The sequence below is a fragment of the Paenarthrobacter aurescens genome (assembly GCF_041549525.1).
GTDB classification, from domain to species: domain Bacteria; phylum Actinomycetota; class Actinomycetes; order Actinomycetales; family Micrococcaceae; genus Arthrobacter; species Arthrobacter aurescens.
This window is the reverse complement of the sequence record NZ_CP157456.1, coordinates 4,093,479-4,113,223: the sequence shown is the minus strand read 5'-3', so window position 1 is coordinate 4,113,223 and position 19,745 is coordinate 4,093,479. Positions and strand designations below refer to the sequence as shown.

17 protein-coding genes are annotated in these 19,745 nt (G+C 63.2%); 7 read left to right on the top strand and 10 right to left on the bottom strand.

Annotation, left to right across the window (positions count from 1 at the left end):
* Window positions 1–49 precede the first annotated feature (49 nt).
* Window positions 50–949 carry a carbon-nitrogen hydrolase family protein gene (locus tag ABI796_RS19100; protein WP_141283748.1) on the bottom strand — a complete coding sequence of 300 codons (900 nt, stop codon included), beginning with the start codon at window positions 947–949 and terminating at the stop codon, window positions 50–52.
* The gene (locus tag ABI796_RS19095) at window positions 950–2,557 is read right to left on the bottom strand and encodes an APC family permease (RefSeq protein ID WP_141283749.1); all 1,608 of its coding nucleotides are present in this window, start codon (window positions 2,555–2,557) and stop codon (window positions 950–952) included.
* Between the two features lie 133 nt (window positions 2,558–2,690).
* Between ABI796_RS19095 and ABI796_RS19090 the strand changes: the two genes are divergently transcribed.
* A complete protein-coding gene (locus ABI796_RS19090) occupies window positions 2,691–3,335 on the top strand; it encodes a TetR family transcriptional regulator (protein WP_141283750.1) in 645 nt (214 codons plus the stop codon).
* A 122-nt stretch (window positions 3,336–3,457) separates the two neighbouring features.
* Here the strand turns inward: ABI796_RS19090 and ABI796_RS19085 are convergent, their stop codons facing one another.
* The 5 genes from ABI796_RS19085 to ABI796_RS19065 form a co-directional block, all read right to left on the bottom strand.
* Window positions 3,458–4,177, bottom strand: coding sequence for a hypothetical protein (locus ABI796_RS19085; RefSeq protein WP_246095791.1), 720 nt, complete (start codon window positions 4,175–4,177; stop codon window positions 3,458–3,460).
* A 110-nt stretch (window positions 4,178–4,287) separates the two neighbouring features.
* Complete coding sequence (locus tag ABI796_RS19080) at window positions 4,288–4,881, bottom strand: histidine phosphatase family protein (protein ID WP_141283751.1); 594 nt, start codon at window positions 4,879–4,881, stop codon at window positions 4,288–4,290.
* Between the two features lie 108 nt (window positions 4,882–4,989).
* Window positions 4,990–6,609 (bottom strand): amidohydrolase, encoded by a 1,620-nt coding sequence (locus ABI796_RS19075; protein WP_141283752.1) that lies wholly within the window; start codon window positions 6,607–6,609, stop codon window positions 4,990–4,992.
* Window positions 6,606–7,847 (bottom strand): serine hydrolase domain-containing protein, encoded by a 1,242-nt coding sequence (locus tag ABI796_RS19070; RefSeq protein ID WP_141283753.1) that lies wholly within the window; start codon window positions 7,845–7,847, stop codon window positions 6,606–6,608. The genes ABI796_RS19075 and ABI796_RS19070 overlap by 4 nt, the downstream gene beginning before the upstream one ends.
* Window positions 7,844–9,304 carry a purine-cytosine permease family protein gene (locus tag ABI796_RS19065; RefSeq protein ID WP_246095792.1) on the bottom strand — a complete coding sequence of 487 codons (1,461 nt, stop codon included), beginning with the start codon at window positions 9,302–9,304 and terminating at the stop codon, window positions 7,844–7,846. Before ABI796_RS19065 ends, ABI796_RS19070 begins: the two co-directional genes overlap by 4 nt.
* 112 nt (window positions 9,305–9,416) lie before the next feature.
* Between ABI796_RS19065 and ABI796_RS19060 the strand changes: the two genes are divergently transcribed.
* Both ABI796_RS19060 and ABI796_RS19055 read left to right on the top strand, forming a co-directional pair.
* Window positions 9,417–10,079 (top strand): TetR/AcrR family transcriptional regulator, encoded by a 663-nt coding sequence (locus ABI796_RS19060; RefSeq protein WP_141283754.1) that lies wholly within the window; start codon window positions 9,417–9,419, stop codon window positions 10,077–10,079.
* Between the two features lie 174 nt (window positions 10,080–10,253).
* A complete protein-coding gene (locus ABI796_RS19055; RefSeq protein WP_141283755.1) occupies window positions 10,254–11,822 on the top strand; it encodes a serine/threonine-protein kinase in 1,569 nt (522 codons plus the stop codon).
* A 161-nt stretch (window positions 11,823–11,983) separates the two neighbouring features.
* Here the strand turns inward: ABI796_RS19055 and ABI796_RS19050 are convergent, their stop codons facing one another.
* Window positions 11,984–13,642, bottom strand: a complete 1,659-nt coding sequence (locus tag ABI796_RS19050) for a polysaccharide deacetylase family protein (RefSeq protein WP_373091978.1) — start codon at window positions 13,640–13,642, stop codon at window positions 11,984–11,986.
* 86 nt (window positions 13,643–13,728) lie between these two features.
* Window positions 13,729–14,958: a GAF domain-containing sensor histidine kinase gene (locus ABI796_RS19045; RefSeq protein ID WP_141283757.1), complete on the bottom strand. Its 1,230-nt coding sequence runs from the start codon at window positions 14,956–14,958 to the stop codon at window positions 13,729–13,731.
* Window positions 14,959–15,036: 78 nt separating this feature from the next.
* Here ABI796_RS19045 and ABI796_RS19040 point away from each other — a divergent pair, with 78 nt between their 5' ends.
* Window positions 15,037–16,452, top strand: coding sequence for an MFS transporter (locus ABI796_RS19040; protein WP_141283758.1), 1,416 nt, complete (start codon window positions 15,037–15,039; stop codon window positions 16,450–16,452).
* 9 nt (window positions 16,453–16,461) lie between these two features.
* Here the strand turns inward: ABI796_RS19040 and ABI796_RS19035 are convergent, their stop codons facing one another.
* Window positions 16,462–17,100, bottom strand: a complete 639-nt coding sequence (locus ABI796_RS19035; RefSeq protein ID WP_141283759.1) for an isochorismatase family protein — start codon at window positions 17,098–17,100, stop codon at window positions 16,462–16,464.
* A gap of 131 nt (window positions 17,101–17,231) precedes the next feature.
* On the opposite strand from ABI796_RS19035, the gene ABI796_RS19030 reads away from it, so the two are divergent.
* The 3 genes from ABI796_RS19030 (at window position 17,232) to ABI796_RS19020 (ending at window position 19,723) form a co-directional block, all read left to right on the top strand.
* Window positions 17,232–18,173, top strand: coding sequence for a GlxA family transcriptional regulator (locus ABI796_RS19030; protein WP_170224921.1), 942 nt, complete (start codon window positions 17,232–17,234; stop codon window positions 18,171–18,173).
* 149 nt (window positions 18,174–18,322) lie between these two features.
* Entirely contained in the window at window positions 18,323–18,745 is a 423-nt protein-coding gene (locus ABI796_RS19025) for an STAS/SEC14 domain-containing protein (RefSeq protein ID WP_141283760.1), read from the top strand.
* A 72-nt stretch (window positions 18,746–18,817) separates the two neighbouring features.
* Window positions 18,818–19,723 carry a cation transporter gene (locus tag ABI796_RS19020; protein ID WP_170224923.1) on the top strand — a complete coding sequence of 302 codons (906 nt, stop codon included), beginning with the start codon at window positions 18,818–18,820 and terminating at the stop codon, window positions 19,721–19,723.
* Window positions 19,724–19,745 lie beyond the last annotated feature (22 nt).

Below are 19,745 nucleotides of genomic sequence, written 5' to 3'. Positions count from 1 at the left end.
CGCCGTCGAACGCTTCTTGAGTTTGCGTGGGTCCTGGGTTGGCCGGCGCTCAGGCCCTCCGGCTGGCCTGCCCGGCCGGAGCCGACTCTTCAGCCCACTCCGGTGATTGGAAGTGCGCGCCACCGAACATGGGGAAGGCCAAGGTGCCCTCCTGGTCCCTCAGCTGCGCCCACGGACGGTTGATGCCATGCGTGCCGTAGCGGCGGAGTTGGGTGACGCGGTCAAGATCCAGTACGGCGAACAGGACCTCTTCCCCACCCCGGGCTTGCTGCATGATGGTCCCCTCAGGATCCACCATCACGCTCTCGCCCACGCCGCAGGGCGACGCTCCGTTGACGTTCACCACATAAACCTGGTTGGCGAAGGCATTGGCTTGGGACATGACAATTTCCATGGCCCGGTCCCGGGTAGTGGTCAGTGTGGGCTGGATGATGACTTCAGCCCCCAGCCAGGCCAGCTGGCGCGCAACTTCGGGGAAGCTGCCATCGAAGCAGATGGCCAGGCCGATTCGTCCGCATCCGGGGATATCGAAGGTCACAAAGGAATCGCCGGGCGTGGTGGTCTCGAACGGACGCCAAGGAAAGAGCTTCCGGTAGCGCGCCACAATCTCGCCTTGCGGTGAGACTGCTATTGCGGTGTTGTACGTGTTTCCGTTGTCCGTTTCCAGCAGTGAACCGGGCACGAGCCACACGTTGAGCCTGCGCGCGAGATCCGAGATGCGGTCCGTCAGTGGGCTGGGGATGGGTGCAGCGGAACGGGTTTCGCCTTCAGGGTCCGGAAGCAGGAACTCGCCGGGCGCGGACAGCAGCAGTTCCGGAACCACGATGACGTCAACGTCGGGGCCCAGCTTCTTGGCTGACTCAGCCTGTGCTTCAAACCGAGCCCAGGTGGCCTCAAGATCGTGGGGGACCGGGGTGGTCTGGATTGCTGCGATGGACAGGATGCGCATTTATGCCTCGGTTTCGTTGCTGTGGATCTGATTGCTGAGAATCTGATTGCTGAGAATTGTTGGAAGGTGGTGGCGGGTGGTGACATTTCCGCGGGGGATGGCTTCGCCGGAGAAGAAGCGGCGCAGTTTGGTCCTCAGGATCGCGGTCACCAGCAAGCCCAAGCACAGCGCGCCGATCCCAATCCAGAACACCGAACCGATTCCCAGCCAGGACAGTCCCGCGTATTCAGGGGACAGCATGTCCACGGCGCTGTAAGCGAACGCTCCGATCATCAGGAGTGCGCCTAAACCAGGGAGGATGCCCTTCAGGATGAGGGCTGATGCGGAGGTGCGCATTTGCGGGGCGAAGTACACCACGGAGGCCAGGGCTGTGGCCGCATAGTACGCAGCGATCATCAGTCCCACCGACAGGATGGCCAGGCCGATGAAGTCAGCGCTGATTGCCGTCAGCCCCAGGGTGATGGCTGCGGTGATGGCGGCCCACCAGACGATGGAGGTGGTGGGTGTTCCTCGCTTGGGGTGCATCTTTGTGGTGGCCTTGGGGAGGGCGCCGTACGTGCCCATGCTGAGCCATGTGCGCGGCGTGCTGACCGCCACCGTCAACAGTGCTGCCAACGCAGACAGCCCCACCGCGAGAACGATCACCTGGCCAAAAACGCTTCCCGTCACCTGCGGCCCGAGAACCGAGAGGACGTCCGAAACGGTCTCGGGATCGATGATGCTGGCAGTTCCGGCAAATCCGACGGCGGCCGTAGCCGTCACCACGTAGAAGAACAGCAGGATGATGGTAGTGATCACCACAGCCTTGCCGGGTGTGCCTTTCCGGTCCGTGGTTTCCTCATTCACCGCGATCAGCGCATCCCAGCCCCAGTAGATGAAGAGGCAGAGGATGACGCCGGACACAAGGCCGGACATGTCGCCGGAGGCAAAGGGATTGAACCAGTCCAGGCCCGGCTTTTCTGCGCCTTCTGTGGCGTTACCCGTGGCCATGGCGGTGAAGGCTGCGATGCAGAATCCGCCGAGTGCCACCAGCTGGAGGCCAATCAGCGCGTACTGCACCCAGGCGGAGAGCTCGATTCCCCTCGCCGCGATCCATGCGCTCAGGACGATCAACCCACATGCGATGGCAGCTACGGCAAGGGGTTGGGCGGCGATCGATGCCAAGCCAAAGAAGGTGAGCAGGTACGTGGTGGCGACTTGAGCCACGGCGGCGCCCGCAATGAAGGTGGCCATCTGTGGCACCCAGCCGCCCAGGAACCACCCGGCAACCGGCCCGAAGACGCGGGTGATCCAGACGAAAACGCCGCCGCAATCGGGCATCTCCTTATTGAGGTCCCTGAACGCCAGGGCGGTGAACAGGATGGGAACGAAGCCCAGGAGGAATGCTGCAGGGGTGCTCGCCCCTACAGCGAGGACTACGAAGCCGAGCGTCACGGCCAGGCTGTAGGCGGGTGCTACGGCTGCCAGGCCGAGGGCGACGGTGGGGCCGATGCCGATGGATCCGGCCTTCAAGCCTTTGGACGCAGGATTCCCGGCTGTCGGAATTTCTGATGGTGCCACTTGAGGTGGGTTGCCGGTGAGCGGGGTGGGGGAAGGGGGATGTGACACGGAGACTCCTCGTTGAATCTGTTGTTGGTATCTCAAGTCATTTATTTGAATCACATTCAAATTTGAATGCCATTCAATACCGGTCTAGAGTCAATGTCAACAGAAATTTTCAAGAGTCCACGGGGGAGCGGCCATGGCAAAGGTAGACAAGAAGGAAATCCGGCGCCAGGAAATCGTGGCTGCAGCCCAGGCTGTGGCTGCCCGTGACGGCGCGGAGGGCGCTACGCTGCGCGCCATTGCAGCAGAGGCGGGCATGGCCGCCAACGCCGTGCTGTACTACTTCGGGAGCCATGCAGAGATCATCGCCGCCGCCGTGCAGGCTTCCTCCGGCAGGTTCCTTGAGAAGCTCGCTGAATCCGTTGACCCCGGCATGAGCCCGACGGCGCGGCTCGCCGCGGTTATCAGCGCCGGCACTACCGCCGGATTGGACGACGACGTCTCACGGATCCTCTACGAGTACTGGCCCCACATGCTCCGCGATGCCGGGCAGCGCCGGATCCAGGAAGAATTGACCAAGGCGCAGGAACGCGTCTACCGGGACATCATCGACGCCGGAACCAGCGCCGGCGAGTTCACGCCCCTTCTGGACCCGGCCAAGATCGCCCGGACCTTGGTTGCGCAGGAAGATGGACTGGTGATGGACGTGCTGGCCGGAAGTGCCAGCAGCGAGTACGTGCTTGACCTGATGGGGAACCTCGCGGCTGCCCTTCTAGGCCTCAAAGCTGAGAACCTGCTCGAGCTCATAGTGGCCCGGGGTGTGTCAGCACCTGCCCGGTAACCGCGTAGGCTGCGCCCATTGCCCATTGCCCATTGCCCATTGCCCATTGCCCATTGCCCACTGGGCCAGCAAGGGCCGTGAACCTCACCTGAGGATCACGGCCCTTGCCTCTGAAGCGCCAGCTACTTGATCAGTGCAGCTGCCTGGTCCATCATTGCGCCGGCGGCAGCCACCCCAGCGGCCTCGGCGCCCTTTCCGGATGCTGTAGCGGAGATCATGACTCCGTCTTTGATGACGTACGCCATGTACGTGGTTTGGGAAGAGCCGCTGGCGGAGGACATGGCAGTCTTGTAGCCCTGGGTTCCCGGGACCGTGCTGATGCCTTCAAACTTCTCCGTGGAGACGGTCATGGACTGGCCGGACATGGACAACGTCATGGTGGCGCACTTGCTGGCCTGATCGGCGCTCTTGGCCATGCTGTCCTTCAGTTTCTGAACATCCACACCGGACGTCAGGGTAACCATGGTCATGACACCGGTCTCGGCGTTCAAGTCTCCGCCAGCGGCCGAAGTGGAACCCTCAAGAACTTCAGAGCCACCCAGGGTTCCCAGGTCCTTGCACTCGGCAGGTTCAACGGTGAACATGCTCAGGAGTGCCTTCATGGGATTTTCCTGCGCGAGTTCTTCGCTTGAAACAACGGTGAGCTCTTTGCCGGACGGGCTCTTGACCTGCTTGACCATGGCCATGAGTTCATCACTGGTGTACTGCTTGGCTACGGTAGGAGTTGCCGACGGCGTGGCTGCCTCCGTGGATCCCGCGGATTCCGTGGACCCGCCACAGCCGGTCAATGCCATCATTACCAGCGCCGATATTCCGGCGCTTTGCAGCGCAAACTTCTTCACTTCATTCCCCCATTGGGTGCTACGTTTCCAGCCGGGCCATTCCCAGCCGAGATAACACTATCGGTGATCCACGTTTGCGCCAGCCGCGCGGGATGGGAGGGAAGAACAGCTCAGGACTCGACGTCGGCCGTGACGCGCTCGCCGTTGAAGTACTCCAGCTGCCAGCCGTCGGTCACGTGATGATGGGCCAGGTTCAGTACTGCGTTCTGCACGCTGTCCAAGGTGCGTCCGATCGCCCGGCTCAACGTCAGCCGGATCAGGGTGCCGTGTGCCACCACCAGGACGCGTTTGCCGGGAAATTCCTCAGCCAGGGATTCCAAAGCAGCAATGCCGCGATCAGCAGCGGCTTGGTCGCTCTCCCCGCCGCGGAAACCGCCGGGAATGCGCAGTGCCTCCAGCTCGGGCCCGGCCTGGAGTCCTTCGGCGGGACCGAAGCTGCGCTCCGTGAGTTCAGGTACCAGCCGGGCAACCTTGAGGCCGAGACCCTCGGCGATGATCTCCGCAGTTTCGGCGGCGCGGCTCAGCGGTGAGGACACCACGGTGTCCCATTGCTGACCGGACAGGAAGGCGACGGCGTCGCGCGCCTGGCCGCGGCCGACGTCGTTAAGAGGTATGTCAGTGGCCCCTTGCAACCTGCGCTCCGCGTTCCAATCGGTTTGGCCGTGACGGACGAGGGCGAAAGTTGTGAGGGTCATGCCTTCCATTGTGCCTTGCAGGCGCTCTGCGCCGCAGTTTCCTACGTCACGTAACCCCGGCACAGCACGGAAGAAGCGCCCGACGGCGGGTGGTCGCCGTCGGGCGTTCGGCTGCGGTTAGCGCGGATCCGTAGTGTAGACGGTGCGCCCACCCACCACAGTCCGCAGGACCTTTGCTTCCAGGAGGGCTCCCGGGTTCTCTGCAGCGAAAACGTCCGTGTCCAGGACCACGAAGTCCGCGTACAGGCCGGCGGCGAGGCGACCAATCTCATGCTCAGCCCCGCACGTCCAGGCAGAATCGCGCGTTGCATGCTCGATGGAATCGGCCAGCGGCAGCGCGAACTCCGGGACGTTGGTTCCGGCGGACGGGTCCAAGGCCGAAGACCGTGTGGTGGCTACATACATATTGGGCAGTGGTGCGTGCGGGGAGGTGGGGGAGTCCGTGCCGAAAGCGAGGCGGGCGCCCGCCGCCGTGATCCAAGGCCACGCGAATCCGTGGTCCACGCGGTGGTCACCCAACTTGGCGGCCCAGTTCTCGCTGATAGCGGGATCGGCGTGAACCGGCTGCATGCTGGCGGTGATGCCCAGCGCGGCGAGGCGATCCACATCGGCCCTGTCCACCAGCTCAAGATGCTCAATGCGGTGGCGGCGTTCGCGGGGGCCGTTCTCCGCAACGGCGTGTTCCACGGCGCCGATCGCGATCCTCACCGATTCGTCGCCGATGGCGTGCATGGCCACCTTCAAACCGGCCGCATCCGCCGCAGCAACCACGGGTGCCAGTTCCTCCAGGCTCCAGATCGGTTCCGCATTCGAACCATCGGCGTACGGCATACCCAAGGTTGCCGTGCACCCGTCGATGGTGCCGTCAATGATGACTTTGATGCCCACTACGCGCAGGAAAGGCGAAACATGCTCGACGGCGAGCGCGGCCGCCCGCTGGACCTGGGCGATGTTTTCCGCCGCCGATCCAGCGTTGTTCACGCGCCAGTAGGCGATCAGCCGGCTGGTCAGTGTGCCGTCTTTGTCGGCCCGGTTGAAGGCTTCGAGATCGGTCTCGTTGAATCCCATATCGCACGCAGTGGTCACGCCGGTCTCCCGGTAGGCCTCCTGGACGGCGGCGATGCTGGCCTCGTGCTCATCCTCGCTGACCTGTGAGTCGAGGAACGGGAGCACGAGGTCGTAGAACGCGTTCTCATCGATGTAGCCGGTTGCCTGGCCGTGGGAATCGCGCTTGATGGTTCCGCCGTGCGGATTCTTTGTGTGCTCATCGATCCCCAGTTCGGCCAGCGCCGCGGAGTTCACCCACACGGAGTGGAAATCGTAGGCGAAGGCATACACGGGCTTGTCTTGAACTACGGCATCGAGCATGCCGGAATCGGGTACACCGCCCGGTATTGCGCCGTGCAGCCACCCGGTAGCCAGGATCCGCTCGGCATCCGGGCGTTCGGTGGCCCTTGCCTTAATGCGTTGCTGAATCTCTTCCACTGATTTGGCTCCCCAGAGGCTGACTTGCCCCAAGGCTTCTCCCGTGCCGACGACGTGAGCGTGGCCGTCCACAAAGCCGGGGACCACCAATCGGCCCTCAAGGTCAATCCGCTCGGCGTCCGCGCCCAAGCGTTCGGCTGTGTGGATGTCTCCCACGTAGAGGATGCGTTCGCCTTGGACGAGCATGGCCTCGGCCCAGCGGCGGGTATCGGAGGTGAAGATGCGGGCGTTGGTGTAGAGCTGGGTTCTCACGCTGCGGTTTCCTTGCTTTCCTGGGCAGTTTCTTCTGTTGGTATCTCTTGTGATGCGAGGGGCTGATCCAAGGAGCGGCTGACATCGAGGAGCAGTTGGTTCTGGAGCTCGTGGAGGTGGCCGCTATCCGGTTCCGGCCAGGTGGAGAGCTTGACTATCACCGTATCCGTGGCGGGATCGATCCAGAGGTACTGGCCGTAGATGCCGATTCCTGTCACGTTGCCTCGCTCGTTTCCCGTGCACCACCACTGGCGGGTGTAGGAGCCGTGGGGGTGGATGCCGGTGAAGGATGCGTCGGCCATGGCTTCCCGGTCTCCTCCAGCGAGTATGCTGCGGACCCACCCCTCGGATACCACCCGGCCCGCCGGACCTACGCCGTCGTCGAGCATTAACCGGCCCACCCGCGCGAGGTCGCGGGCAGTGCAGGAGACCCCGCCGTTAGCGAAGCCGAAGCCGCTGGAATCCACGGTGATGGTGGCGTCCCGGTCTGCGTCGAGCTTGGACCACAGGTACTTGGACAGAGCCTCTGAGTAACGGAGTCCAGTTACGCGCTCGATGATCCATGCCAGGACGTCCGTGTTCGCGGAACAGTACTGGAACGTGCCCCCCGAACCATTATGTGTCACTGTCCCGTTGCCTGTGAGCGTGGTGAGGAACTCGTAGGTGTCCTGGGGGTCGCCGTCCCGGCGGGTGCGCCACCCGGCAGAGCGGTCGTGGGTCTGCACCTCGGAAGACGGATCCAGGTAGTCCTCGCTGTAGTTGAGGTGGAGAGCCATATCCAGGACGTGTTGGACGGTGGGACCGTCGTAGACCGATCCGGCGAGTTCGGGGACGTAGTGGACAACGCGGTGGGACGTGACGATTTCTTCGGAATCCACCAACGCCCCGACCACCAGGCCGCACATCGACTTCGAAATGCTCATGACCAGGTGCAGGTCATCGGGGGCGAAGCCAGGGCGGTAGTACTCCGCGACCACGGTGTTGCGGTGCAGGACCAGGAATGCGTCGGTGTAGCTCTCCTCCAGCCGTTGCCTCAAGCCGGGAACGGCCAGGGAGCCCAGCCGCTCAGTAGCCGCTGCCGGGGCGGACGGAAAGTGGCGGGGGACTGACGCCGTCGGCAGCATTTCACCAAGGTGGGCGAAGGTCCAACGGTTGTGCGGTCCTTCCTGCCACGAATCCAGGGTTGGCTGGCCGGCGGCGCCGCGGTAACGCGGGGGATGGGCTCCGGTGGTGGTCATGCGGGGGCTCCTTCAATGGAGGGGATTGCGGTGGGGCGGCGCTTCGCGGCGAGGCGCGTCAGGGCGATGTAGACGCCGGCTGTCACCACCATGGACACCGGCACCGAAAGGTCCAGGAAGCCTATGGCCGCGGCGATAGGGCCGGTCCACACTGAGCTGGTGAGGAAAAGGGAGGCCACGGCTGCGCCAAGGCCGATGGCGAGCAAACCGGGGACGTGCCAGCCGCCGGAGTACCAGAAGCGGCTGCCGGGCTGCTCGTCAAAGAGGTCTTCGCCGCTGTAACGGTTGCGTCGAAGGATGACGTCCGTGGCGAAGATGGTCATGGTGGGTCCGGAGATGAGGACCAAGAGCTGCAGCATGAGGTTCACGGCGTCCAGCAGGTTGGTGGACATGACGAGATAGATGGTCAGCGCTGTGCCGATCGCTCCAACTACCACCGCTGAGGGGATGCGGCGGATGGGTACGCCGATGGACTGGAACGCCATGCTCGCCGTGTAGGTAGTCATCCCGTTGAGCGCGATGGTGTTGATGATGATGCCCACTACGAAGATGGGCCCGAGCCAGGCCGGGAGCAGGGCCAGGAGCGCCGATTCGATGCCAAGATCCATCGCTGCGGAGCCAATCCCTGTTGCGAGCAATGCGCCCACTGAGGTGAAGAAGATGGCTGGCAAAGCGCCACCGAGGGCTGTGGCCGCGATGATGTGCGAAGGTTTGGTGGATTTGGGGAGGTAGCGCGCCAGGTCCGGGCTATTTGAGTAGGACAGGGGCGAGGAAGCAATGATGGCGAATCCGATGGTCATGGCAGACCATAGCGGCAGACCCTCCAACGGTGCAGGAGCCGTGTAGCCCCATTGCACGTGCGGCAGAACGAAGGCCGTCACCAGCAGGAAGATGGCAAGCAACACCGAGGCAACCACGGGGTAGCTGCGCAGGATCAGGCTGTGGCCGAACACAGCCACCAGCACGGTGATGGCGGCAACAATAATGGTGACGAGCACCGGTACGAGGACGGGATCGGTGAAGCCAATCTGCGCCAGGAGCTCGGCGCCCATGAACGAGGACGCGAGCCAGTTGAGCGCCAGGAAAACTGCGGAAATGAACCAGCCAAAGAAGGCCACCACCACTCTGTTCCCGCGGATTCCGTAAATGGCCCTTGTGATGACGGAGCCGGAGGTGCCTGCCGCCGGGCCACTGGTGGCCACGATCCCGGTGAGGATCCACGGGAGGTTGCCCGCGATGATGACCAGGAAAGCCTGCCAGAGCTCCATGCCCAGCAGGATGAGCGTGGCGCCCACCGTGAAGTTCAGGACGCTGACGTTGGGGGCGGCCCACACCGGAAAGAGGTCCCGGGCGCGGCCATGGCGTTCGGACGATTCGATGAGTTCAATGCCGCGTTTTTCGGGGTGGGCAAGGGGTTCGGGATAGCTGACCGCATCGGTCAAATGGGGGTGGGACAACGCTGTTCCTCTCGGGCAAGGACCGGTTCGCACCGTTGGGATACCGGCCCATGGACGCTATTGGTCGCATGACCAACGTGCTATTGGTCACTAATCCAATAGACTGAACGGCATGGTGTCAAGCCCCACATCGCAACGCGTCCGAAAATTACCTGACGAGCGCCGCGCCGAGATCCTTGCCGAAGCCGCTTCCATTGCCTTAACTGAGGGGCTGGAGCGGATCACCCTCCGCGCCGTCGCCGACCGCCTGGGTGTACGGCCTGGCCTGATCAGTCACTATTACCCCGCCGCCGAAGACCTGGTGATCGCCGCCTTTGTGCGCGCAGTTTCGGAGGAGCGGGAAGAGTTGTTTCCCGACGCCGGAACCCCACTCGAGCGCATGGCCCACCTGGTCTCGCGCAGCGAAGGTCGCGAATCCTTGGAGCTCAGCCGGCTATGGCTCAATGCGCGGCACCTTTGCCGCTTTATTCCGGCATTGACTGAGGCGCTGCGGGGTCAGGAATACCTGGATCGCAACCGACTGACCGCCCTCATTGAGGATGGCGTCGACTCCGGCGACTTCTCCGTGGAGGATCCCTTTGCGGCCTGTATTCGGATTTGGGTGGCCATCGACGGCGTTGGTTCCTACGTCAACAACTCCGAGTCGTTTGAATATGACGCCTTCAAACGCTTCGTCACGGACGTGGCCGAATGGTCGCTGGGCATTCCGGCAGGCACGCTTCGCGCGGCGGTGGACCGGCTTCGGATCCACTCCGACCCCAGTAGGCCCTTATAGTCATGTGAGTCCTCGCGTTACCCTTCCGGCTCTTTAATCAGTATCCTGATGACTTATCTGGTTAACCGGATGATGCTGTTTGGGCTCATTGCCTGGGCCGCACGTGGCTGAAGCAGACGGCCGCGCGGCCATCGTGAAAGTTTGATTGACGGCATTACTTGGTGACGCAGGACGATGAATGGTCCGTGGCTCCGGGTAAGCCTGAAGGACGTGACATTCGTGGGCAACAACTACGAGGCCGTGGACCCCCAACTCCATACCTCCAGCGAGACCGCCGGAACTGGCACCGCAGGAACACACACCGCAGGAACAGAAACAGGGACAACAGAAATACTGGACGGCCGCTACCAGCTGGAATCCCTGCTGGGCAGAGGAGCCATGTCCGCGGTCTACCAAGGGACCGACCTCCTGCTGGGCCGATCCGTGGCCATCAAGATCTTCCTCCCCGGATCAGGGGATGAATCGTTCCGTGCCCGCCAGGAAAACGAAATGCGCCTCCTGGCAGCCTTTGATCACCCCGGGTTGGTGGCAGCATTCGACGCCGGCGTAGACACGCGGAACAACGAAGAACGCGCGTACTTGGTGATGGAACTGGCCCAAGGCCGGGATTTGCGCGCCATATTGGCCGATGGCCCTCTCACCGTTCCTGAGACCGCGAGGATCGGGATCCGGCTCGCCGGGGCACTGTCCCAGGTCCATGAACACGGCGTGATCCACCGCGACATCAAACCGGCCAACATCCTGGTATCCGACGACGACGGACTGGGACAGTCCGTGAAGCTCGCGGACTTTGGCGTGGCCTTGGTCATGAACGACAACCGACTCACCGCCACCGGCTTCACTGTGGGGACCGCCCAGTACCTCAGCCCGGAACAAGCCCAAGGCCTGGGCCTGACTCCCGCGAGCGACATCTATTCGCTGGGCCTGGTGCTCCTCGAATGCCTCACGGGCAAGGCTGAGTACCCGGGCACGCCCATCGAAACGGCATCAGCCCGCCTTCACCGCGCGCCGCAGGTTCCCTTGGAACTGCCCGGTCCGCTGCGGGAACTCCTTGAAGCCATGACGGATATGGATCCCGCCAAGCGTCCAACCGCCCACGAGGTGGAGCAGGCGCTCGCCGACGACGGCATACAGTCCGGGCGAAGGACCGCCCTGCTGCCTTCCGTGTCTCCGGTGCCTTCTACGCATTCTGTGGCTTCCATGCATTCAGCACCTTCCATACATTCAGCGCCTTCGCGGCCGGCGGGGAGGGCAGCCACCCGGAAACAGGCAACAGTGACCGGCCTGGTGGCCTTCAGCAAACGGCGGCCCAAGACCGTTCGGGGCGTTGCAGCAGCAGCGGTGACCATTCCGCTCGCTCTCCTGATCCTTACCCAGGGTCTGGCCCCTTCAGGCAAGACAGTGGACCCCACCCAGCCTGCGGACACCGGCGTTTCGCAAGCAGACCCGCAACCAGTTGCGCCCGTGATACCGAGTGACGCCACCACTCCTGGTGGTGGCTCCACCGAAGCCGGGAACGCTGATACCGGGAATGCAACTACAGGGAATGCTGACGCTGGAAATACCGGCGTCCAGCCCGCCGAGGTCATCAATCTGCAGGAGCCCGCCCAGGACACGGCGCCGGCACCAGCACAAGCGCCGGCCCCGGCTGTGGTTCCGGGCCCGGACCTTGCCAAGGAAATGAGCAACGGCAAGAGTGAGAAAAAGCCTGAAAAAGCCAAGGGGCCTGGCGAGGGCAAGTAGCCGCGGCTCCCTGAATAAACGAGCGACTGAATACTCGAACGAGTCAAAACTCGAACGAGTCAACAAACGCACGACTGAACAAACGCACGACGGCGACCTCCCGCCGTCGTGCGTTGTGTTGAAGTAGTTCAGTGGTTCAGGTTCTTCAGCGTCCGGTGAGCTCAGCGTCCGGCAACGCACCCGGGCGCCGTGCCGCGGCACTTGTACGATGCGCCTGGTTTCAACTCGATTCCCTTGAAAAGCTGGGGCAGGGTGACCAGGTGGAAACCTTTGCCTTTGAGCCGGGTAATGAGTTCCGCCTGGCCGTCCACAGTGGAGGCATGGACGTCGTGTAAGAGGATGATGGATCCGGGCTTGACCAGGTTCATGATCCGGGGGATGAACACGGCTTTGTTCCTGGACTGCCAGTCCAGGGAGTCAACGTCCCAGAGGATCTGGGGCAATCCCACCGAAGCGGCCACCGAGCTGTTCGTGGCTCCGTATGGTGGCCGGACATAGGCCGGGGCTGTTCCCGTTGCTGCCTCAATGACGTTCGTGGCCCCCTGGACCTCGGCCGCGATGCCCGCTGGCGGCAATTTGCTGAGGTTGGGGTGACTCATGGTGTGGTTGCCGATGGTGTGGCCCGCTGTTGCCACGGCTTTAGCCACGGACGGGCTGGCCCTGACGTATCCGCCCTGTTGGAAGAACGTGGCTAAAACCTTGTGCTTTGCCAGGATCGCCAACAGGCGGGTTGTTTGGGCGTTTGGCCGGTCGTCGTACGTCAGTGCCGCACAGGCCACGAGATCGCAGTTGATATGCGCTTCGGCATCGGGCGAGGGCTGGGGAGCTTTGAACGGTGCGGCACTGATCACTGCAGCACCGATCACTGCAGCACCGATCACTGCAGCACGGAGAGCCTGGCCTCCCGGTGAAAGGACATCGGCTGTGGCTTCGGCGTTCAGCCTCACGGCCAGCGGGCGGGGCAGAGGCGAGCCCGTTCCGGGGTCCTGTTGGATAGTGACGCTGAGATTACCGTCGGGGGTAATCACGACGGCGGTGAGCAACGCGGCGTCGTCAAAGGAACCCGGGGCGGGGGCCGGGGTTGTAGACAGGGTTGCAGCCGGGGTTGTAGACAGGGTTGCAGCCGGGGTTGTAGACAGGGTTGCAGCCGGGGATGGAGACAAGGTTGCGGCCGGGGCTGGAGTCGACGTGGCTGAAACCGGGCTGATGGCGTTGCCAAGCATGGCCCGCAAGCTGCCGGTCATGGCGGGGTTGATGAGGGCGGCGCTGGAGGTGACGGCGCCTGTGGTGAGGTCCTCGTAGGTGACCTCCTGGACGAGGCCGGTCCGGACGCCGTCGTTCATGGTGGTTTGCACAAACCTGGAACCAACAACGCTTCCGGCGGCCAGGACCAGTTCGTGGGTGATGGAAACGCCGTCGGCAACCAGCGCGCCGGGGGTGGCCGGGAGCGCCGCCGCTTGGTGCCGCCCACCGGCCCTGGCATCAAAAATACCGAGCAACCGGTCATCGAGCCTGTTGTTGAATGCCTCCGCGCCACTGATGTATTGCCATGTGGCAACGGTGGGTGCTGGGCCGGCTGTGCGCGTGGTCATCTCAATAATGGATCCCTGGAGGGCAGACCCCCGCGGATCAATCCTGGACGGCGCTGGACCGATCACCGCGATGGGTGCGCTGAAACCCGGCTGGCCCGGCTGGATTCGCTGGCCCGGCTGGCCCGGCTGCCCCGGCTGACCCTGAAAGGGGACGCAGGCGGACAGGAAGAGCACGATGACGACGAGTGGGATCGTGAACGGTGAGCGGACTGGGGCAAGCCGCTGCATGGTTTTCTTTACCGGGCGTACCTGGTGGTCATGCCTCGAATGATGACAGGCGCAACGCCCCGGGCCGCGGCGACACCCCGGAGTGGTTAGAGACCGGCGGGGAAGCTGATGGCCACCGTGGTTCCGCCGCCGGGGGTTTCCGTCAGGGTGAGGTCGCCACCGTGAGCCTTGGCGATGCTGTTGCAGGTGGCCAAGCCAAGTCCGGAACCAGGACCGTCGCCTTCCCGCCGCAGGCGCACCAGTGGTTCCAGGGCTTTGGCGCGGTCCTGCGGCCTGATGCCCTTACCGTTATCCGCAACGAACACCGTTGCGCCCTGATAGTTGGAAACACCGCTGATCCGGACGCGGAGATCGCGCTCAGGGCTGCGGTAGTTCATGGCGTTGGAGAGCAGGTTCTGCAGCAGTGTGCGGAGCTGCCCGCGGTCGGCATGCAAACTCAGGTCTTCCACTTCAACAATCCGGTGGTTTTCAATGCCCAAATCGCGGGCTACTTCCTCGGTGACCTCGCGCAGCGACACATAGGTGGGTTGGACTGCTCCGCCCACCCTGGAATAGCTCAGAACGTCCTCCAGCATGCCCAGCATCCGGCGCCCGCTGGAGCCGATGCGGTCCAAATAACGTGCCGCTGTGCTGTTCGGTTCAACGTCGGGATCGTCTTCCACCAGTTCCACATAGCCCAGGATGGTGGTGAGCGGAATGCGGAGATCATGGCTGACCCTGCCGGCAAAGCCTGCGAGCTTGGCGTTGCTCTCCCGCAATTCGGCATAGGTCCTGTCCAGCTGGACGGTGCGGTGCTGAAGTTCCAACAACTCCACCACCTGCTTAGCCAGCACCTCCAGCATGCTCACCTGCTCGGGACGCAGCTCTTTGGTCTTGTCCGAGAAGACGCACAAGGTTCCGGGGACAAACCCGGATTCGGTCTGCAACGGGACCGAGGCATAGAAGCGGACGTTGCCGATTTCACCGGTAACAAAAGGGTTGTCCGCGAAGCGTGGATCCCGGGACGCATCAGGGACCACGGTCCTCTCGCGGGAGAGGAAAACCTTGGCACACATGGAATCTTCACGCGAGCAGACACCGGGGTCCACACCCCAAGCGCCGATCTGGTGCTGGTACTCCGCGCTGATGATGTTGACCACGCCAAAAGGAGCGCCGCAAAGCTCCGTGGCGAGCCGCACAAGGTTCTGCAGGGCACTCATGACGGCGGCATTGGGAAGCAGGGTGGAATCCGCGGCGGGGTCCAGACCGTATTCCAGCAATTCCAGGTCCCGGCTGATGTCATCTGTGAAGGACAGCTGTCCCTGAACGTCCGTCATCTTATTACTCCCCCAAGCGTCATTAGGATTCCCTGCCGATACTACCGGGACGTTGGCGGCGGTGGTTTACTGGGACCCATGACCGAGCAGGAACCGGCCTCAGCCGCGTCTACTGACAGCATCGATCTCTCCCTGCGGACTCCCGCGGAAAGTTCCAGGACCTTCTACGGGATCCTGGTCAACACCGCCTTGGCGAACATCACCACCAGCTACCTGTGGTTCGCCCTGACGTTCTGGGTGTATTTGGAGACACGCAACGTCATAGCCACCGGGGTGATCGGCGGTGCGTACATGCTGTTGATCGCACTCTCCAGCATCAGCTTTGGAACCTTTGTGGACCGCTACCGGAAACTTGCCGTGATGCGGTTCGCTGCAGCGTTCACCATGCTGATGTTCGTCCTGTCCGGCGTCATGTTCCTGCTGACACCGGAGGAAGCACTCCTTGACCTGACCCAGCCGTGGTTCTGGATCTTCACCATGATCATCCTGATCGGCGCCGTGGTGGAAAACATGCGCAACATTGCCCTGTCCACCACCGTCACCATCCTGATCGAACCTGATCGGCGGGCCAACGCCAACGGGTTGGTGGGCATGGTCCAAGGGCTCATGTTCATTGTTACCTCGGTCCTCTCCGGGTTGTCGGTGGGGATGCTGGGCATGGGGTGGACCGTTGTTGTGGCCCTGGTTCTGACAGCCCTCGCTTTCGCACATTTACTGACGCTGCGTCTCCCGGAGGAAGTGAAGGCCGCTGCCTCCGATGCCCAGGGTGGTTTTGATCTGCGGGGATCATGGGCTGCAGTGATGGCAATATCCGGGCTGTTTGCGCTGATTCTTTTCTCCACGTTCAACAACTTCATCGGCGGCGTCTACATGGCGTTGATGGACCCTTACGGCCTGGAAATGTTCTCCGTGGAGATGTGGGGGATTGTCTTTGCCATTGGAGCTACCGGCTTCATCCTGGGCGGTGCTCTGATTGGAAAGTTCGGCTTGGGCTCCAACCCCTTGCGGACCATGCTCATTGCCGTGGTGCTCATGGGCTTCATTGGTGCGATGTTCACGTTCCGCGAGTGGGCCTGGCTCTACATCGTGGGAATCTGGCTTTACATGGCGCTGGTTCCCGTGGTGGAGGCCGCCGAGCAGACAGTCATCCAAAGCGTGGTGCCGCTGCCCCGGCAGGGCAGGGTGTTTGGCTTCGCCATGGCTTTCGAGTCCGCAGCAGCGCCCATCACTTCCTTCCTCATCGCACCGATCGCCCAGTTCTGGATCATCCCCTACGCCCGTTCCGCTGAGGGATCGGCCAGCCTGGAGCCGCTGCTTGGCGAGGGGATTTCCCGTGGCATCGCCTTGGTGTTCCTTGCTGCCGGCATCATCATGATCGTGGTGGCGTTGATCGCTTTCCTCACGCCCGTCTACCGCCGCGTCTCTGCCTCCTATGCGCAGAAAGCGGCGGAAGAACGGGAGAGCGAAAGCGCGGACTCGCCGTCTTCCCACTGAGGTAGCTGATCAGCGCGCTGCGTGCACGGCCGCTCCCGCTACGGCGGAGCTGCCCAGATCGCTCTTCTCCAGAGGCTGGCCCGCTTGGACGGCCCCGGCCCATGCTTGGGTGGATGCAACGGCAGCCCAGTTGGAGTTCAGCAGTGCCATCAAGGTGGTGTGAACAGTCTTCGCATCAGCGCTTCCGGCATGGTTGCTGAGGTTGATGGCGCCGGTGGCATCCGAGAGGACTTCGGTGGTGAAGCCGAGAAATTCTGCTTCGGCGGCTGAGGCGAGAATGCAGTTGTTGGTCATGTAACCCACCAAGGTGACGGTGCCGACGTCGTGCTCCCGCAGCCAAGCGGCAACGTCGGTGCCGGCGTACACCGAACCGTGCTGCTTGACCACCGCCTTCCAGGAACCGGTCCTGCGGCCTTCCACCTCAGGATGCAGCTCATACCCGGCGGTCCCGGGCGCGAAGACGGGGGCGCCTTCACCTTCACTGTGCTGGATCACTGCGATGGGAAGGCCTGCAGCAGTAGCTGCATCGATCGCCTGGGTGATCCTGGGAAGCGACTCTTGGTGGGCCGGGTACTGGATCTCCAGGGGTCCGCTGAAGTACTGCTGCTGGACATCAACGAGGATCAGGGCGCGGCGGGTGGTGCTCATAGTGGTCTCCCGGAGTAATAGCTGGGGCGGAATTGGCGGACCATTCCATCTTTGATCCCTGCGAACCGGCGCACCAGTGGCACGTCTGCCCATATACGATTGATTTGGGCCAAAGGAAGAAGGAACTCAGCGTGAGAATCGCGGTCTATGCCTTCGACGGCATCACCATGTTCCACTTGGCGGTGCCGCAGATGGTGTTCGACGAAGTGTCCCGCCAAGGATTGGCTGAGTGGACCACCGTCCTGTTCTCTGACCGGGCCGGCAGCGTCCAAACCGCTGAGGGGTACACCTTGGGACAGGTCCAAGGACCCTCGACGGCGGAACAGGCTGACGTCGTGGTGGTGCCCTCGTGGTTCGACGACGAACGCGAGCCCGGCGGGGCCCTCAGCCACGTCCTTCAAGAGGCCCATGCCAGGGGCGCAACCATAGTGGGGCTGTGCCTGGGGGCCATCCCTGTTGCGGACGCCGGCCTGCTCAAGGGGCGTTCTGCCGTGACGCATTGGCAGGCTTTTGACTCCCTCACCGTCCGTCATCCCGAGGTTTCCCTGGACCAGACCGTGCTGTACATCGATCACGGAGATGTCCTGACCTCCGCCGGTACGGCGTCCGGACTCGATGCCTGCCTCCATCTGGTGAGGGCCCGCCTGGGGTCGGAGGCAGCCAACCAAGTAGCAAGAAGCCTCGTCATCGCTCCACACCGTGAAGGCGGCCAAGCCCAGTACATTGAGCATCCTCTGCCGCCGCGGGCCGAAGATGACCTCATGGCCCGGCTGCTCGAATGGGCCATGGGTCGGTTGGGCGAAAACCTCAGCATCGACCGGCTCGCGGCCCAGGCCCACATGAGCCGGAGAACCTTTGTGCGTGCCTTCCGCGCCTCAACAGGGACCACGCCGTCGGCCTGGATACGCACCCGCCGCCTGGATGCTGCGCGCAGGCTGCTGGAAACCACCGATTTGTCCATGGACCAAGTGGCGGCCGAATGCGGCTTCGGCAGCGCCGTGACCCTGCGGCAGAACTTTGCCGGCGCCTTTTCCACCTCGCCCACGGACTACAGGCGCCGCTTTACGGCCTGAGCGCAAAGATCACTCTTTTTGGATGAGACGCGATCAGTGCCTCGTGGTGCAGGGTGGAGTCAGCCCGTGGCGAGCGGGCTGCCCTGGGAACGTGCAGGGATCCGGGAATCTGCAGAGATCCGGGAACCTGCACAGATGGAGACGGTTCTATGGCTGAGGCGGACCACGTTGATTACACCCTCCAGCTCCAACCGGACAATGTCCTGTTGCTGGCGTGGCATCCGGGCGTCCGGATCGAAGCGCAGAATGCCCGGGCCGCTGTGGACGCAGTCAACGGGTTCGCCGGCGGCACCCGCTATCCGTTGCTTGTCAGAATGGCCAACGCGAGCCACTTGAGCCGGGCTGCACGTGACGTTTTCATTGAACCCTGCGCGGCCTCCAAAATTGCGTTGCTGGGTGAAAACGCCGTTGACCGCATACTGGTCGACTACCAGCTGGCCGCCCAGCCGGCACCTTGCCCCACCCGGTTTTTTACCTCGGAAGCAGAGGCCACTGCATGGCTTCTGGAGGGGCAGCCGGCAGGCGAATCATTGACCCGCCGTGCAGGTTCCCTGGGAGGATCTTCACAGTGAGCGGACCGGCACCGAAAGGAACAACGTCCTTGCCGGCTGCCACTGCCACGGGCGCCAACTGATGGCGTCGCCGTGAGCCAACCGGCGCTCAGGGCTGAGGGACGCGCCCTGCGGGTATCTTTATGGGTCTCAGCCATTACTGCAGCCGGGGCCCTGATCCTGGGCGTGCTCAGCGGAACAAGGATCATTGTCTTTGACGGCGCCTATATGGGCATCGGCCTGATTCTGTCCGCCGTGTCCCTCACAGCTTCCTCCGCTTCAGCGGCCGGACCAACCCGTCGCTTTCCCTTTGGGCGGGATGCTCTGACGCCGTTTGTGGTGTTGATCCAGGGGATCGCGGTGGCCGCCACTCTCCTGGTGGCTGCAGCTGATGCGGTGCTGGTCATTCGCGACGGCGGCGCCCCGGTCAGCGCCGCCATCATTGCCGTTTACGGGGCGGTTACCGCCGCAGTGGGATTCCTCGTGGCCTGGTGGATGCGGCGTGCGGCACCGGACTCGGACCTGGCGGGTGCGGAGATTGCGCAATGGCGGGCGGGAGCCATCCTGAGCGTCATGATGGTCCTCGGGGCCGGGGTTGCCTTGATCCTGCAGGGCCAGGGATTGGTTGACGCGGCCCTCTACGTGGACCCCGTGCTGGTGCTCATCGCCTGCCTGATCCTTGCCTACATCCCCGTCGGCTTGATCAGGTCAGGATTGAACGAACTCCTCGAAGGCGCGCCATCCAAAGAGATCGACGCCGCCATTACCGAGGCTGTCCACGCTGTCCGGAAACAGTACGGGCTGCAGGAGCCGCTGATCCGGTCCGGCAAGGTGGGCCGCAAGCTCTACGTAGAGGTGGACTTCGTGGTGGCCGGGTCCGAGTGGAACATTGGCCAGGAGGATGCCGTCCGCCGGGCTGTAGTGGCGGAACTCGAGCCCCTGGGCCTTGATGTTTGGGCGTACGTGGCCCTCACGGCGGACCCCACGCTCTTCGAATAGAACATGCCCCCACCCTCTTCAA

Coding starts and splice junctions, on each gene's coding strand:
- ABI796_RS19045 (WP_141283757.1), bottom strand. CDS start 14,958: ATGACGGACGTTCAGGGACAGCTGTCCTTCACAGATGACATCAGCCGG.
- ABI796_RS19090 (WP_141283750.1), top strand. CDS start 2,691: ATGGCAAAGGTAGACAAGAAGGAAATCCGGCGCCAGGAAATCGTGGCT.
- ABI796_RS19055 (WP_141283755.1), top strand. CDS start 10,254: ATGAATGGTCCGTGGCTCCGGGTAAGCCTGAAGGACGTGACATTCGTG.
- ABI796_RS19070 (WP_141283753.1), bottom strand. CDS start 7,847: ATGACCACCACCGGAGCCCATCCCCCGCGTTACCGCGGCGCCGCCGGC.
- ABI796_RS19035 (WP_141283759.1), bottom strand. CDS start 17,100: ATGAGCACCACCCGCCGCGCCCTGATCCTCGTTGATGTCCAGCAGCAG.
- ABI796_RS19100 (WP_141283748.1), bottom strand. CDS start 949: ATGCGCATCCTGTCCATCGCAGCAATCCAGACCACCCCGGTCCCCCAC.
- ABI796_RS19040 (WP_141283758.1), top strand. CDS start 15,037: ATGACCGAGCAGGAACCGGCCTCAGCCGCGTCTACTGACAGCATCGAT.
- ABI796_RS19050 (WP_373091978.1), bottom strand. CDS start 13,642: ATGCAGCGGCTTGCCCCAGTCCGCTCACCGTTCACGATCCCACTCGTC.
- ABI796_RS19025 (WP_141283760.1), top strand. CDS start 18,323: ATGGCTGAGGCGGACCACGTTGATTACACCCTCCAGCTCCAACCGGAC.
- ABI796_RS19080 (WP_141283751.1), bottom strand. CDS start 4,881: ATGGAAGGCATGACCCTCACAACTTTCGCCCTCGTCCGTCACGGCCAA.
- ABI796_RS19060 (WP_141283754.1), top strand. CDS start 9,417: ATGGTGTCAAGCCCCACATCGCAACGCGTCCGAAAATTACCTGACGAG.